Origin of the sequence: Sphingobacterium sp. (genome assembly GCF_039596235.1) — a bacterium.
Lineage (GTDB): Bacteria > Bacteroidota > Bacteroidia > Sphingobacteriales > Sphingobacteriaceae > Sphingobacterium.
In genome coordinates, this window is record NZ_JBCNKE010000011.1 from 40,988 (window position 1) to 55,586 (window position 14,599).

The window sequence follows — 14,599 nt, forward strand, 5'->3', positions numbered from 1 at the left end:
GGTACACGCAATTTGGTAAACGTTTCTCACCAAAATAATGGTCATTCATTACTTCAAAGCGGATATATGAATAACAAACTTTTTTTTGCGGCGACAGAAACTGCAACTGAACTTCCTGGATATATGGAAGGTGCTGTCGTTGCCGCTAAAGCTATTGCAGAAAAATTGTATAAACAGATAAAAATCTCCTAACCATCTGAAATCACTTTGTTCACTAAGTTGTTCAACTTTTTGCCATCATTATCCCAGCATTAGCACATTCTCTTATTTCCTCCACTTGCTCGTCCTCCGTTAATTATAAACGTCCGTCCAATGTAATTCAAATGTTGAAGATTTTACGGCAATTGGTTGTGCCCGAGATACCTATACCTTTTGAGTCAAGCTCATCCAATTTTAAGAAAGTAAAAGTTTGTTATTCAATGATGGTGCTAGAGCTTTTCGACGTCTTCGATAGAGAGTCCTGTGCCCTTAGCGATATCAGCTATAGGTAATCCCATTTCCTTAAATGCTTTGGCAGTCTCAAGCGCTTTTTTGCGCGCCCCTTCTGCTAGACCTTTAGCTTTACCTTCCGCTAGACCTTTAGCTTTACCTTCCACTAGACCTTTAGCTTTACCTTCTGCCAAACCTTCCGCCAAACCTTTAGCGTGACCTAAAGCTTCTCCGGATTTCATGGCCGAATTGAATACGCTCTCCGCATCGCGCTTATGTTTTAAACTTGCTTCGTATGACATGAGTTCCTCCTCCGTTAATTTACCTATCTCTCCTATTTCAAAGATAAGACCAAATATTCTTTTATCCAAAAATGATGGCAATCTATCCATGGTACTCAAGTGTTTAAGTAAGTACAACCATTGATCCATAACTGTCTTTAGTTCCTCTGGCTGTTTATTGAACAATGGAAGCGAAATCATCTTATACCCCAATTTATCATAAAATATTTCTTTCGTCAATTTGTCACAGAGCGCGACATCATAAAAATAAGGATGTTCTGTGGCTCGGGATATTCCAGAATTTCCATGTCCATCCATGTTAAACTCCAGAATACCGATAAAGTACACCTCTGGTAAGTAATAATCATTGCCCTTCTTACCTCGCGCCAATTGCTTATTGATCAGACGCGAAGTATAATACACGGCGCGATCCTTAAAAAACTCCTGGAAGAGCTGCTGCATCTCAATGATGAAAACCTCGCCATCGCTGCCGATACAATGCAAATCAAATACAACACGACGCATTTCTTCAAAATCGCCATCATACTCAACTGGCTTGTATCTCAGGTCCGAAATTATCTTCTCTCCCTGAAACAGACTATTGAGAAATTCAATTAGTAACACCTTGTTTTCCTCTCTACCGAAGTAAAATTTCCAACCGAAATCTGTACGCGGATCGACGTACTTACCAAGCTGCTTTTTTGATCTGGCCATAAATTTATAAATTGGTTATCAATCAAATATAGAACATTTAGTTGAAAAATACTAATATAATTAGTAAATTTGCATTTATGAAACCGTTAGAAGTGCGCTGTCGTAATCGTATCATGTTCGTGAAAATGAGTATAGCGGATAAAGGGATGGGTATACGTGATTATTATCTGTATGGAAAAAATGGCACATCCTCCTATGTCTTCAGAAGGTCGCAGGGTATCTGGGAATTGGCTTACGGTGTAATGCCGGAAGATGTTCGGGAGGCCTGTATCGACGCACTCATTCTGAGATACGACCACGATTCACCCGAGCTGTTTTACAACAACGGCAAACGATATGTCGTTAGGATAAGCACTAAAAAATCAAGTATCTGGCATGTGTATGTGAATACAACCTATGCGGCTTCAATTCAATATGACCAATTTTCAAAGAAGTTTAAATATCACCTGGAAGATGATACAGCACTGACCGATGACCATATAAAAAAGTATATTGCTATGATCCAGCGTGGAGAAATAAAATGGAAGAAAAATCGATGAAGTCAATCACAATCCAGTTTTTGCTCGATGGCATTCTGCAATTAATCAATAATCATCATATATTTGAGAGGGAACTGGGGAACATAATATATATTGAAATTCGATTTTTTATTGCATATTAGCCATTGGAAAGTAGACCATTTGAATTGATATAACCTAAAATCAAATTGACTATGGAAAGATCATATAGCAGTATTGCACCCCATTACGAAACTCCAACCGGATATTTTATGTTAGTTCCTATTCTTAAGTGGAAAGATCCAACCATATATCCAGTCTAGCTGTTTAATTTGTTTCTTAATAAAAAGACCGATTAAACGATCACGAAACCACGCTGTTACTGGATTGGTTTTTGTTTTTGTATTCCCCACTTTCCTCGCACTTTTTATTACCCGCTCTACTCTGGACTGGCGTTCGCGTTGAAAAAACTGAAAGGCAGGCCTATAGTCTTTGTGTAATTTCAATAATTCAGCAATTACAACCGTGTCTTCCAATGCCAATGATGCTCCCTGCCCAATATGTGGAGAGATACCATGTGCCGCATCCCCAATAAGACAAACCCGGCCTTTGTACCAATGCAAAAGCTTGGGTACGTCATAAATAGGATATGCAAGAATTTGATGGCTATTTTTGATTATTTTGGAAAATAAAGGATCGTCATGCTGATGAATATCTGCCAAATATGCCTGAATTTCGGTATTTAATGTCTTTTCTATTTCTTTTGGCTTTGGTTCTTGCTCCCTAAAATAGTTATTAAACCACCAAACTTCACCTTTATCTGAAACTGAATAAGCAAAAAATCCCCTTTCACCAAAGTTCATCCGTATGGAATCCAACGGTTCGGAAAGTTCAGCAACATTTGCATAACCGCCCGTAGAAATAACCTTCGTATACTTAAGGGCAGACGTATTCGGGAATAATTGTTTTCTAACTTCGGAAAACATTCCGTCACAAGCTAACATAATATATCCAGTAACCATCGTTCCATCCGCGAAATTTGCGGTTATCTGTTTATTATCCTCATGATAGCTGATAAACTTTTTATCGTACCATATTTTTATCCCGGCCGCCTTAGCAGCTAACCGAACGTATTTAGTGAGGTTTGCTCTTTTGATCTGGATTGTTTCTACACCATATTGTTGTTTCTGATAGGCCGTATCGAGTTTTGCTATTTGCTTTCCTTTGGAATTGAAGAATTTCATTGATCCAGGGGTATAATCTTTCGTGAGCAGCTTTAAATCAATAAATTCTTTCAATACATTCAAACCATTGGGTGTAAGGCCCAAAAAGGCTCCCTCTTTGGTATTGCCTTCTGATCTCGCTTCAAATATCTCAACATCAAAACCTATTTTTTTCAGTTGCAAAGCGAGTATGGGTCCGGCTACGCCGGCACCGATAACGAGTACTTTTTTATCCATTGTTTTCCTCTTTTATTTTTAATCCGGATATCAGTAATAAGTTCAAGGCAAAAAAAATGGCCACACGTACATAATTTAAATTGCGCCATTGAGCCGCTTTTTCTTGTAAGTATACATCCAGGGTATCACTATATGGCAATTGCTGAAACTCCATGATACGTGGCGCAAAATACGTTAATGTCCATACCCGAACTGCAAGATGTGCAACAAGAACCGGTAACATCAATTTCCTACGCCTCTTTATCCTCCAGTTAAAAATCAAGGCTGTGATCAATACCAATTCATGAACTCCATGAATTATTATCCAAAACATTTTGAAGTCCAGCCCGTATGGTTTTTGAAAAAAGATAAATGAAGACGGAGGAGCTACTGTCCAGGCAGGGACCATTATAGCAGTTTCCCATAATTGGGCGCCATTCATAATAAAGTAAGCACAGATTGAATAAAATAGCCATCGAGTAGCTTTCGGGTATTGGTATGTATTTCCCATTTGCATAAACTTTTTTAAATTTACTTCCTACATTAGTTCACGTGACAAAAGTACCGCGCTATCAAAAAATGCGCTTGCATAAAAAGGAGTTAAACTGGTAAATTAAGGCGCAATGGGGTTTGAACTGAAAAATGATAAAAAGAATTTTAAAATAGCCTTTGATAAAAATGATCTTGGTGATCATGGTTTTAAAGAAAATAACTTTAAAACGAATATCCCTTTTGGACAACTAGCTGCTAAACAATGGCTGTTTGACGGTATTAAGATCTTATATTCCGAAACTGATCTTGATAAACCTACCGAATTGGATTGGAAAGGAGATTCGGAGCTGGTAACCATGCACTTTAATTTGCAAGGAAGAACTTCTATAGTACAGGACGGCATGAGCAATTCCTTTGAATTAAATGGTAATCAGCACAATTTATTCTATGGTACCAGGGCTAAAGGTAAAATGAAATTTGATGGTTTGCAGATGAAATCATTTATGATCCAATTTCAAAAAGATTCTTTTTTAACAATATCAAAAGATGGAAACGAATCCCTAAAGCGGTTTGCTGATAAAATAGTTTCGGGAACACCGGTTGCTTTTTCAAATTCTAGTCTAAATATTGACCTGCCAATACAAACCTGTATCCACTCGATCTTGAGTTGTGGTTATTCCGGTGGATTAAAGCGGCTGTTTCTTCTTTCGAAAACCATTGAGCTGCTTGTTTTGCAAGCAGAGTCTTTAAATAACCTGCAAGATTCAACAACAAGATTTATAAAACATGATTATGATAAAGAACGGATTATATATGCCCGTGATTATCTGGTTAAAAATATCGGATCACCCCCAACGCTGATAGAACTGGCGAGAATAGCCGGCATGAATGAATATAAACTAAAAAGAGGGTTTAAGGAAATATTTAAACAAACGGCTTTTTCCTATTTAGCTGACCTACGTTTGGATCTGGCAAAAAAGGATCTATTGGAGGGCAACAAGCAAGCCACTGAAATAGCGTTTGAATTGGGATACTGTTCCCTACAGCACTTCAGCAAGGCGTTCAAGAAAAAGTTCGGCATGGCGCCAAGTAAAGTCAGAAGTTAAAGTTTGGTAACTCCAAAAAGGCAAACAGTACATAGTCGCTTCCGTAGTTCACCTATTCTATTTTTTAGGGAAATCCTGAGTAACTTGCTGTTAAAATAAGCGATTAACATATTGAATTAGATTTTTTATATCTTTGTATCTTATGCAAAGACAGCTATTCACATATTATAGTTTGACGATTGGAATAATTGCCTAATTCCGGGTGTCTTGTTTCTAAATCATCGGTTTGGTAGTTTAAGTATTACCAAAGGCGATTGATATGGAACAATCCATTCGGATGACAGAGAATTAAGCAATTTTATTTCGTCATTTTAAATTATTAAGAAGTGAATAACTTATCATTATATGGTTGGAACGACACGCTGTTCCAACTCAAACAAGCTTCACAATATAATCATCTTTTTCATGGCCGTGTTGCAGCGGTAAACAAAACCAATTACGAGGTCGTTGCTGAGAATGGTCGGCTGTTGTGCGAACTGGCAGGTAACATGCTTTATGGCCGGTCATCGTTTGAACTTCCGTGTACCGGTGACTGGGTTATTTTTCAACCTTTTGAAGATACCAAAGGAATAATCGTTGATGTTTTACCACGCATGCATACACTATACCGAAGGAAGAGTGGTACGCAGACTGACAGGCAAGCTATAGCATCCCATGTTGACAAGGCATTTATTGTACAAAGCCTTGATGCCAATTTCAACGTTCGCCGAATGGAACGATTTATGGTTCAAATTGTGGAAGAAAACATTCATCCAATACTGATCCTCACTAAATCGGATTTGGCGTTCAATCGCCATAAAGTAGAGGAATCGCTGAAACATATAGCACGGCAAATGCCAATACTTTTCACCAGCATTCTTTCTCCTGATTCGATACTTCCCGTGCGAAAATTTATCAAACAGGGAGAATCGATAGTATTTGTTGGGTCATCTGGAGTCGGAAAAAGTTCTTTGATCAATGCACTGTGCGAACTGACTATATTTTCCACCGCTGAGATAAGCAAATCGTCAGGTAAAGGAAGACATACCTCGACCCGAAGAGAAATGATATTGATGAAGGATGGTGGTGTTTTAATAGATACGCCCGGTGTTAGAGAATTTGGTTTAGCCTCAGACAATTCTGAAACATTATCAGAGATATTCGAGCTTGCTGATTTTGCAGAATCCTGTCGTTTTGAAAATTGCCAACATGTTAATGAACCTGGCTGTGCTGTCGTAGAAGCTGTAAACAATGGCCTTTTAGAACCTGAGGTATACAATAGTTACCTCAAGCTGCGGAAAGAATCCTGGTATTTTTCTACTTCGGAACATGAAAAACGCAAAAGGGATAAATCTTTCGCCAGAATTTTAGAAGAGGTGAAGAGAATGAAAAAACGTTAACCATTTATGCAATGCAGGTGTTCCGCTTAATAGTTGAACACCTGTATAATGCAGTCTATCTATCATGATGCTGAACAAAAAGATGGGATTTTACTTCGGATCCTCATGTAATAGTGATGGCCAAAGGTAGTACGGCATCAAGAATGAAATTGTACCAGATAGGAATAGCGGAGTTTTGGGAAGATGTCCAAGAAGTTTTTAAAGTGAAAGTCTATGATAGAGAATATCACATAAAATCATTCCACCAATTTCTGGGCAGTTGTTAACCTCAGCTAAAAAACAGATAAGGTAAAGCAAGTCATTTCTTATTTTAAGTGAACTCTTTTATAGCTTTTGTAAATTTGGTAAAAATCTATTTCATCCAATTATGGCTGTACCAGTTAACAAAGAAGAATTACAAAAAGCTATTGAAACAAATTACAATAAGCTGAAAAATGAATTATCGACCATTCCTGTTGCATTAAGTTCTACCACAGACTTAGAAGGACATGCAAAAGACACGACAATGAGTATCAATAACCTCGTTTCTTATTTGATTGGATGGGGAGAACTGGTGCTCGAATGGAATCGGAAAAAAGAGAACAACGAGCCAGTAGATTTTCCCGAAACAGGTTATAAATGGAATGAACTTGGCAAGCTGGCTCAGAAGTTTTACAGAGATTATGAAGGCATTGACTTCAATACGTTGTGTAATAAATTAGATAAAACGGTTGCTGAAATCCTTAATCTAATTGAACAAAAATCCAATACTGAATTATATGGGATTTCCTGGTATGAGAAATGGACTTTAGGAAGAATGATTCAGTTTAACACGTCTTCGCCTTATACCAATGCAAGAAGGAGAATTCGTAAGTGGAAAAAAGAACATAACGTTTGATAGTTGGACTGTACCCCTTTCTACTACAATCTATATCTGCCACTTCTTGGATTTTCTTACTGTCACCAACATTCTGTTTTTTAACGGAAGACTTAGGTTTTTGAGCATAAGAAGGAAAACTAAGTGAATATTGAAAGGGACTATTGCAGCCCCTATCCAATAACAAGTTAATTAATTTTTTTTCCAAAAAATTTCAGGAAAAGAAGGTAAATAATGACAATAAATACCAAAGAGGCAATGATCTCAAACAAAGAGAGATTCAACAGTAATAAATGTTTCATATTATAATTGTCTTACAATATGGTAAACGGTTATGAAAAGCAATTGTCCCAAAACATCAGCTACATATGCCTTGCTCTAAAGTGCCCCTGCCAAAGCTAATCGAAAACTAGATAACTTTGTTCGCCGCCGATATGCTCAACAAAAGGCTGTGCCTGGAAGAACTGATGCCTTTGAAGTGTTCGTTTTTAGCTAGCAATTGTCCGAAATTGAACAGTACCGTTAGTTCAACGTTTTTATTTTCAGCGCTATAGCGTTTTGGCAAACACCTTGTTCAGCATTAATTATGAATAAAACAGTGTTTAGCTAAAAACCTCCAATGAAACCATTATTTAACCTTCTTCTGTTCATATTTTTGGCAGGCAGTGCATTTGCACAAACAAACTCGACGACATGGAACAAGTTCCTATCAGACTTTAAGAAATTAGAACAAGATTATAATACCTATTATCCGGCAAAGGATTATCAAAATGTCACTACAGCATTAAATACCATTTTATCAAAAATGGATAGCTTACGGTTGTCCGGAAATGAAAAACAGGAATTCCAAACAACTATCAAAGAAATTAACGCGAATAGATATTACAACCTTGCTTGCTTGCAAGCATTGCTTAATCAAAAAAAACAGGCTATCACAAGTTTTGAAAAGGCAATTTTGTGGGGATATACAGACTATCGTAATGCTTTAAATGATACTGATTTAGATAATATCCGTAAAGAAAGTAAATTTGTAAAAGCTTTCAGTCAACTGAAGCAATATGATAAATTGGCCTTATTACAGCAGTCAGGAGCATATGCTTCGGAAAGTAACGCCGCTTTGCCTGTATTTACCTATCAGACGGCAAGCAATCATAATTTAGTATCGGTCAAAAATTTCTTCAAACTGGACTCAATTGCTGGCGATGGCGACGAAATTTCTAAAATCCGTAATATCATGTTTTTTGTTGCAAATAATATCAAATATGACGGTAGCAATTGGGCGCTTTGTGAATTTGACGCAATTGATTTTTATAACTATCATAAGGCTACAGGGAAAGGTATCAACTGTCGGCATAAGGCGATGACTTTAAATGAAATGTATCTTGCAATGGGGTTTAAGTCGCGCTATGTTACTTGCATGCCAAAAGACGATAAAGACACTGACTGTCATGTGATCAATAGCGTATATGCTGAAACCTTAAAAAAATGGTTGTGGATGGATCCCTCCCATGGTACATTTGTAATGGATGACAGTAACAATTTACTGAGTATTGAAGAAGTCAGGGAGCGTTTAAAAAATAATCAATCACTCAAATTAAACGCCGAGTCCAAAGTAACTAAACTTTGGTACCTGGATTATTATATGGCGAAAAATTTATATTGGATTCAGTGCACGAGTAAAAGCCAGTTTAACACCGAGAGTAGATATAGGCCTGCCGAAACTGATTTAAAGTACATTTATTTAATTCCGAGCGGATTTGACAAAGACAGTAATAAATACTTAAAAAACAATGTTATTACGCATGACCCTGCCTACTTCTGGAGATCCCCTGAAACAAATATAACACCATAAAGATAGTATTAGCAGGCGTAACCTGCCCCTCTACTTAACCTGTTAAAGTTAGAGTTTACGTATAGGATTTTTAAACTTCGGTTTTAAGGCAAATAATTCATTTACTTTATCCAGAAATTCGCTCTCTATGAACATTATAAAGGTCAAATTTTGGATGTTTCCAAAATTTTTCTAATCCAAGTTTGGAGATAACATCAATCTCCGCCGAATATATAGGGTAAATACCTTTGATATAAATATTATATCCTGCACCAATATTAATATTTTCATAGTTTCTTTTGTCGCTAAAAATGGAGGGAGCAAATACTAAAAATCCATCCATTTCGGAATCCTTAGCAATCTTGTCCCCAAAATCGATAGGATTTCCATAGGAAAAAGGACATTTATTTCGTAACGAGTTTGCTAAGTAACCCGATATTCTTCCCCAGGCAAAATCACCTGATCTTACTGTTAACGTAAGTTCAGGCTTTCCATTTCGCCAATCGGGATGATGTCCTAAGGAAAGACCATATGTAAATGACGTAATCATGCCCTTTTTGGGTATATCCTCATATACAATCGTTGTAACACCCGGAAGACCTTCATCTAAACTATCTTCTTTAAACAAAAGTGGAGTTTTCTTAAATATCCTATTTAAATGATTTAAGTATTGTTCGGCAGGTGTTTTCTTTTTTTGAAATAGTTTCTTGAACATTTTTATTGACGGTTTTCAATACCGACACTAATAGCCGGCTTGTCGTTAATATAAAGAACTTTTAACAATAAATCCAAACGAATTCCCACTTTTTGATCCTGTATTCCAGTCCAGGTATTTTCTTCAAATACACTGAACAATTGCAAATATTCTGTTATTTTATATGTTGAAATTGCTAAATACATACAAGGCATCGGCAGCCTACCCTACCCATTTATGTGGATCAACATGGATCATGACACCATCTACGTCGAAAAAGAAAATCATACGATACTATTTTTCTGTTATACCAACTTACAAAAATTTGCAGCATTGAAAAAGCATAAGCAGAATAATAGTTCTAAATAATTCTATTTGTGAGAGACCTATTTAAGAAATGAAAAGAAGATATCATATCGTTCGCTTTTTTATTCTGATAATCTCATCTATTCCATCGGCTTTTCCAACTTAAAAACGATTTAAAACCACAGAACACAGTCATTCTTGGTGCTCATTTCGCCTTTTTCCATTATTATTTACTCTTGTTTAGAAATTAACCTATATTTGGCGCTCGGTGATATAACAAGAGCTTATTTTATGAACCGACAGATCAAAAAAACATGACCAATCAATTTCCGGCAATAAACAGTACACTTTCACCAAATGGACTTTCCAAACTTATTCAGGCACAATACGGGCTGAGTAACATGTCAGAATGTACCATAATCAGGCTTGCAATGAACCATTTATACGCAGTACGGGATCGGGAAAAACTTTATGTATTTAGGGTTTATACACATAAGTGGAGGACAAAACTGGAAATTGAAGAAGAGCTACGACTACTAACACATCTCAAGGAATACGGTGGCCAAGTTGCTTTTCCCATTGCAGACTTATCTGATACATATATTCAGGAAATTGAAGCACCAGAAGGAAAAAGATTTGGCGTTTTATTTTCGTTTGCAAAAGGCAAAAAGACAGCAAAGTTCTCGGAGGAAACAAGTTTCCTTATTGGGCAAGCGCTGGCAAAAGTGCATTGTGGAACTGAAAACTTTGAGCTCAAAAGGATCTCATACAATACACAGAATATGCTGAAAGATCCAGTTCTGCGGATAAAAAGATTTTACAGTAAAAATACGGACGAAATTGAGTTCCTAGAAAATCTTTCTTCTTTTCTAACACTAAAAATGAATAGTCTCGACAGAGACAGAATGAGGTTCGGAAGTGTCCATCTTGACATCTGGTTCGACAATATGCACATTGACAAGGAAGAAGGGATAACATTTTTTGATTTCGATTTCTGCGGCAATGGTTATTTGTGTTTTGACATTTCATATTTCCTATTTCAGTTGCTGGCAACTCATATGAATGAACAGGAATATCAACAAAAAGCAGCTAGTTTCTTACGGGGTTATGAAACGGTAACCACAATAAGTACCGAAGAAAAAAAATGCCTGGATTTTGCCTGTTTAGCGATTATGATCTATTACATCAGCGTACAATGTGATAGATTCGATTACTGGACCAATATTTTCCTGAATGAGGACCATTTGAAAAGAATGGTCGGAAACCTGAAAAGATGGATCTCCCATCATAAAATTGAAATAGAATAGCTATTCAAGAACCTTAGTTTTAGAGTTGAACTTTATTACAATAATCCATGGATAACGATTAAATAGCCTCATTACTGCATATAGAATTCAGATAAATGATACCGAGTGGTTTCATCCATCACTGTAGAAACATGACGGATCATTGAAGAAAAATGATTGTTAAACCCGATGAAATATTGCTGATTTGCCAGGGTTACAATTCTACTTTTTTAGTATCTTAATATTAAACTAGCATCCAATGCCGAAAAAAATTATAAGAAATCTCCAGATAGGCCTAGTGCTTTTCTTGATAATGCTGATTGCGAGTTCCATAGCATCTTATATCAGCATACATAAACAGATGGAAAACAGGGAAAGCTTATTAAAAAGCAGGGAATCCATCAGTCTAATAAAAAATATCTTATACTCCTTGTTGGATGCTGAAACAGGAAATCGTGGCTATCAGCTGACCGGCCGCGAAAATTTTCTTGAACCTTTAAATAAAAGCAGGAATGAATACCCACTGCTTGTTGCTAATAGAGACCGGCTTAGCCTTAAAGATAAACACCAGATTAATATTCTTAGTGAACTGCTGCATACTTCAGGCATCATGATGAAAGGATATGACTTGTTCGTTGAGAATCGTAAAAAGGGAATATTAATGAGCCCGGAAGAACTGGCACATAACAAGAGCGCCATGGATCAATGTCGAATGCTCGTTCAGGAATTTGTAAAACACGAGGAGGCTCAACTTGATATAAAAAATGAGAATTTAAATAAATCTTCTAAACGGACCGTTTTATTCATCATCTTTTCGGCCGTCGCCGCCATTGGCGCTTCTGTATTCGTTTATATACGACTAAAATCCGACCTTATTCGCCGGGATAAGTTAGAAAAAGATCTGTCTTACACGAAGGAAATGCTCGAAGAGACAAACGCTGTTGCCCAGGTAGGAGGCTGGGAGGCAAATATAAAGACCGGAAAGGTATTCTGGTCTCAAAGTACAAGAGAAATTCACAAGGTTAACAATAATTTCCAGCCAACTTTTGAAAATGCCCTTGAATTTTATGAAGGAAAAAACGGGGAGCGAATAAAATATCTCATTAACAACGCAATACAACAAGGAATATCTTTTGATGAAGAACTTCAGCTGCTGCGTAATGATGGCGTCACGATCTGGGTCAGAATAAAGGGAATTCCCGAATTTAAAGATGAAATTTGCATCAGGGTTTTTGGAATTATTCAGGACATTGACGCCTTCAAAAAGATGTTTCTGGAAGTTACACAAAAGGAAGCTATGATGCAGTCCTTTGCGAAGGATGTTCCCATTCCTTTAGCCATGTTTGACAAAGCCCTTAACTATGTTGCTGTAAGTAGTAAATGGAAAGATGAATTTGGTATGCATAATGTAGATCTTATCGGCAATAATCTATTTGCAATATCTCCCAATATTCCCAAAGAAACAGAAGAGATTTATAGGAATGCGCTTTTGGGAAAAACTTACATCGACGGAGATTTTACGCTTAATGTAGAAGGAAAAGAAGAAATCCAGCATTACGACCTTAAGGTGGGGCCTTGGTATCTCACAAAAGATGAAGTTGGCGGTATAATTATTTCCATTCAGAATATTACAAATGCCGTAAAAATAAACGAAGAACTGAAAAATGCGAAAGAGACTGCGGATATAGCAAGCAAGGCAAAATCCGAATTTCTGGCCAATATGAGCCATGAGATCCGTACTCCCTTGAACGGGGTTATCGGTTTTTCTGACCTCCTACTCAGGACACCGCTGAATGAAACACAGATACAATATCTGAATTACATCAATGAATCAGGGGAAAATCTGCTTAGCATCATCAATGATATACTGGACTTCTCTAAAATAGAGTCGGGAAAAATGGAACTGCTGATTGAAAAAAGTGATATATATGATATGTTAAGCCAAGTCATTAATGTTATCCTTTATCAATCCCAGAAAAAAAATATAGAACTCCTACTCAACGTTGAGCAGGGGCTCCCAAAAATACTTTTCATTGACGAAGCAAGGTTAAAACAGATTTTGATCAATCTCCTGGGGAATGCTGTAAAATTTACTGAACAGGGAGAGATCGAGCTAAAAGTAGAGAAATTGCGCATGGATGATAATTCTATTGCTTTGCGCTTCTCAGTAAGAGATACAGGAATCGGAATTCCTGTTGAGAAACAGAAATATATTTTTGATGCCTTTACCCAGGAAAATAGTTCCATCAGTAAACGATATGGCGGTACTGGTCTCGGGCTGACCATCTCGAACAATATATTGGGGTATATGGGAAGTCAATTGTCGCTGACCAGCCAAACGGAAAAAGGTTCCGTATTTTTCTTTGATATCGAGGTGCCCTACGAAATTGCCGAACTGAGAGAAGAGGATGAAATGTCTATTAAGACGGCCTTAGTGGTGGATGATAATGAAACTAACAGGATCATACTTGAACACATGCTTACCTATAAAAACATCAAATCTACCTTGGCTTCTAATGGTATGGAAGCGCTAGATATTATGCTAAAAGGTGGACGGTTCGATGTGATCCTAATGGATTATCATATGCCTATAATGTCTGGTTTGGAAACAATAGCTAAAATTACAGGCTTGTTAAGTCAGCGAAATGAGATTGCTCCATTTATCATACTTTCATCTTCTTCGGAAGAACTGGATATTTTTGCTTCAGTTAGGAAAATAGAAAATACGCATTTACTGTTGAAACCTATAAAATCACATGACCTGTACAAAACACTTAAAAAGGTAGACCAAAGCAGTACAGTAGAAATTATTCAGGATCAGTCTGCAAAAGATTCGGATTTATTTGCCCCTGAATTGGAGGTGCTTTTGGTTGATGATAATCCAGTGAATATGGTGCTAAATAATAGGATCATGAAGTCTCTCGCACCCAATGTACATCTAACAGAAGCTGCAAATGGTTTACAGGCTTTGGAAGAATGTGGTAAAAAACAGTTTTCCCTTATTATTATGGATGTACAGATGCCGATAATGAGTGGTATCGAGGCAACACGAAATATTAGAATGTTACCAGCATATCAACATATACCTATCATAGGCGTTACAGCAGGAAATGTGCTGGGTGAAAAAGAAAAATGCCTTGAATCAGGAATGAATGACTTTCTTCCCAAACCTATACGGCGCGCAGACCTTCTTGAAGTACTCAAAAAATATATTAGTGTTTAATACTTCTGAAAAGATAGCGCTCGAATTCTTCTAGTAATACAACCGCAGGTCAACGACCATGATAGC

12 protein-coding genes are annotated in these 14,599 nt (G+C 37.0%); 8 read left to right on the forward strand and 4 right to left on the reverse strand.

The genetic code is table 11. The features are described from left to right. The first annotated feature begins 66 nt into the window (after positions 1-66). Positions 67-192, forward strand: a complete 126-nt coding sequence (locus tag ABDW32_RS20550) for a hypothetical protein (protein ID WP_343565708.1) — start codon at positions 67-69, stop codon at positions 190-192. 236 nt (positions 193-428) lie between these two features. Here the strand turns inward: ABDW32_RS20550 and ABDW32_RS20555 are convergent, their stop codons facing one another. Next, complete coding sequence (locus ABDW32_RS20555; RefSeq protein ID WP_343565709.1) at positions 429-1,424, reverse strand: Rpn family recombination-promoting nuclease/putative transposase; 996 nt, start codon at positions 1,422-1,424, stop codon at positions 429-431. Positions 1,425-1,501: 77 nt separating this feature from the next. On the opposite strand from ABDW32_RS20555, the gene ABDW32_RS20560 reads away from it, so the two are divergent. After that, positions 1,502-1,963 carry a hypothetical protein gene (locus ABDW32_RS20560; RefSeq protein ID WP_343565710.1) on the forward strand — a complete coding sequence of 154 codons (462 nt, stop codon included), beginning with the start codon at positions 1,502-1,504 and terminating at the stop codon, positions 1,961-1,963. 233 nt (positions 1,964-2,196) lie between these two features. On the opposite strand, the gene ABDW32_RS20565 is transcribed toward ABDW32_RS20560, so the two are convergent. Then, a complete protein-coding gene (locus tag ABDW32_RS20565) occupies positions 2,197-3,381 on the reverse strand; it encodes an NAD(P)/FAD-dependent oxidoreductase (protein ID WP_343565711.1) in 1,185 nt (394 codons plus the stop codon). Further along, positions 3,374-3,871, reverse strand: a complete 498-nt coding sequence (locus ABDW32_RS20570) for a transposase (protein WP_343565712.1) — start codon at positions 3,869-3,871, stop codon at positions 3,374-3,376. The genes ABDW32_RS20565 and ABDW32_RS20570 overlap by 8 nt, the downstream gene beginning before the upstream one ends. Before the next feature lie 112 nt (positions 3,872-3,983). Here ABDW32_RS20570 and ABDW32_RS20575 point away from each other — a divergent pair, with 112 nt between their 5' ends. From ABDW32_RS20575 to ABDW32_RS20590, 4 genes are all read left to right on the forward strand, one after another. Beyond that, a complete protein-coding gene (locus ABDW32_RS20575; RefSeq protein WP_343565713.1) occupies positions 3,984-4,958 on the forward strand; it encodes an AraC family transcriptional regulator in 975 nt (324 codons plus the stop codon). 326 nt (positions 4,959-5,284) lie between these two features. Further along, complete coding sequence (gene rsgA, locus ABDW32_RS20580) at positions 5,285-6,337, forward strand: ribosome small subunit-dependent GTPase A (protein ID WP_343565714.1); 1,053 nt, start codon at positions 5,285-5,287, stop codon at positions 6,335-6,337. Positions 6,338-6,704: 367 nt separating this feature from the next. Beyond that, the gene (locus tag ABDW32_RS20585) at positions 6,705-7,214 is read left to right on the forward strand and encodes a ClbS/DfsB family four-helix bundle protein (protein WP_343565715.1); all 510 of its coding nucleotides are present in this window, start codon (positions 6,705-6,707) and stop codon (positions 7,212-7,214) included. A gap of 598 nt (positions 7,215-7,812) precedes the next feature. After that, positions 7,813-9,045, forward strand: coding sequence for a transglutaminase-like domain-containing protein (locus tag ABDW32_RS20590; protein WP_343565717.1), 1,233 nt, complete (start codon positions 7,813-7,815; stop codon positions 9,043-9,045). A gap of 106 nt (positions 9,046-9,151) precedes the next feature. Here the strand turns inward: ABDW32_RS20590 and ABDW32_RS20595 are convergent, their stop codons facing one another. Further along, positions 9,152-9,739, reverse strand: a complete 588-nt coding sequence (locus ABDW32_RS20595; RefSeq protein WP_343565718.1) for a hypothetical protein — start codon at positions 9,737-9,739, stop codon at positions 9,152-9,154. 599 nt (positions 9,740-10,338) lie between these two features. On the opposite strand from ABDW32_RS20595, the gene ABDW32_RS20600 reads away from it, so the two are divergent. Beyond that, positions 10,339-11,331: a phosphotransferase gene (locus ABDW32_RS20600; protein WP_343565719.1), complete on the forward strand. Its 993-nt coding sequence runs from the start codon at positions 10,339-10,341 to the stop codon at positions 11,329-11,331. Positions 11,332-11,671: 340 nt separating this feature from the next. Then, positions 11,672-14,533 (forward strand): response regulator, encoded by a 2,862-nt coding sequence (locus ABDW32_RS20605; RefSeq protein ID WP_343565720.1) that lies wholly within the window; start codon positions 11,672-11,674, stop codon positions 14,531-14,533. Positions 14,534-14,599: the final 66 nt, after the last annotated feature.

What these genes read in the sequence shown, in the direction of transcription:
- ABDW32_RS20550 (WP_343565708.1), top strand. Translation starts at nt 67, where the DNA reads ATGAATAACAAACTTTTTTTTGCGGCGACAGAAACTGCAACTGAACTT.
- ABDW32_RS20555 (WP_343565709.1), bottom strand. Translation starts at nt 1,424, where the DNA reads ATGGCCAGATCAAAAAAGCAGCTTGGTAAGTACGTCGATCCGCGTACA.
- ABDW32_RS20560 (WP_343565710.1), top strand. Translation starts at nt 1,502, where the DNA reads ATGAAACCGTTAGAAGTGCGCTGTCGTAATCGTATCATGTTCGTGAAA.
- ABDW32_RS20565 (WP_343565711.1), bottom strand. Translation starts at nt 3,381, where the DNA reads ATGGATAAAAAAGTACTCGTTATCGGTGCCGGCGTAGCCGGACCCATA.
- ABDW32_RS20570 (WP_343565712.1), bottom strand. Translation starts at nt 3,871, where the DNA reads ATGGGAAATACATACCAATACCCGAAAGCTACTCGATGGCTATTTTAT.
- ABDW32_RS20575 (WP_343565713.1), top strand. Translation starts at nt 3,984, where the DNA reads ATGGGGTTTGAACTGAAAAATGATAAAAAGAATTTTAAAATAGCCTTT.
- ABDW32_RS20585 (WP_343565715.1), top strand. Translation starts at nt 6,705, where the DNA reads ATGGCTGTACCAGTTAACAAAGAAGAATTACAAAAAGCTATTGAAACA.
- ABDW32_RS20590 (WP_343565717.1), top strand. Translation starts at nt 7,813, where the DNA reads ATGAAACCATTATTTAACCTTCTTCTGTTCATATTTTTGGCAGGCAGT.
- ABDW32_RS20595 (WP_343565718.1), bottom strand. Translation starts at nt 9,739, where the DNA reads ATGTTCAAGAAACTATTTCAAAAAAAGAAAACACCTGCCGAACAATAC.
- ABDW32_RS20600 (WP_343565719.1), top strand. Translation starts at nt 10,339, where the DNA reads ATGACCAATCAATTTCCGGCAATAAACAGTACACTTTCACCAAATGGA.
- ABDW32_RS20605 (WP_343565720.1), top strand. Translation starts at nt 11,672, where the DNA reads ATGGAAAACAGGGAAAGCTTATTAAAAAGCAGGGAATCCATCAGTCTA.